Raw genomic sequence first — 823 nt, 5'->3', positions numbered from 1 at the left:
CTAGTCCTCGTTCAAGGCTGAACTGATGGGTAGAGGCTGCGCAATTTGATCCGCGCATTTTCGGTTGTGAACTGCCAATTGATCTTGGGACCGACCGCGTTGCGGTCACGTTCCCAGTGCTCGATGCTGGTGCGTAAGGTTTCTGGCTTTGCGATGCGGTGTGAAAGGCATTGCCGCGAGAGAACGCTGAACTCGATCTCGGCCATGTTGAGCCAAGACCCGTGTTTGGGCGTGTGGTGGACCTCCACTCGCTCCGCCAAGCGCTTGGCCTCGGCGGGTGGGAAGGCTTCATAGAAGCTGGCGAGCGAGTGGGTGTTGAGCTGGTCCATGACGAGCACCACGGTGTCGGCGTCGCGGTAACGGCCGTCGAGGAGAGCGCGCATGAACTGGGCCCAGTCCCGCCGCGTGCGGCTGTCCGTCACGCCAACGTGGCGCCAGCCGGTCAGCGGTTCGCAAGCCAGGAACAGGCTGGCGACGCCGTTGCGGACGTAGACATGATCGACCCGTTCCTCCGCACCCGGCCGCGCCGGCAGCGGCTCGCGCGTCTCTCCAATCAGTTGCTTGAAGGTCTCGTCCATGCAGACCACCGGCCGGCGCGGATCGTAGGGCCGGCTGTAGACGGCGAGGACATCCTCCATGGCGCAGACGAACTCCGCCGACTGCTTGGGCGGGATGCACCACATCTTCCTCAAATGCGGCCGCAAGCGGTTTTCTTCAGCGTCTTGCGCACGGTCTCGATCGACACCGCATCGACATGACCGAGCGCGACCAAGCGGTCGGCCAGCAGCTTCAGGGTCCACCGACCGCGTCCGTCGGGCGGTTG

1 protein-coding gene is annotated in these 823 nt (G+C 64.0%); it reads right to left on the bottom strand.

Going from position 1 to position 823, the window contains the following annotated elements; all coding sequences use genetic code 11:
• Positions 1-11 precede the first annotated feature (11 nt).
• Positions 12-800, bottom strand: a complete 789-nt coding sequence (locus Q4I23_RS32865; protein WP_498529028.1) for an IS630 family transposase — start codon at positions 798-800, stop codon at positions 12-14.
• Positions 801-823 lie beyond the last annotated feature (23 nt).

It is taken from the genome of Azospirillum sp. UFLA03-27, assembly GCF_059803775.1.
This window is presented reverse-complemented; position numbering and strand designations above follow the sequence as displayed.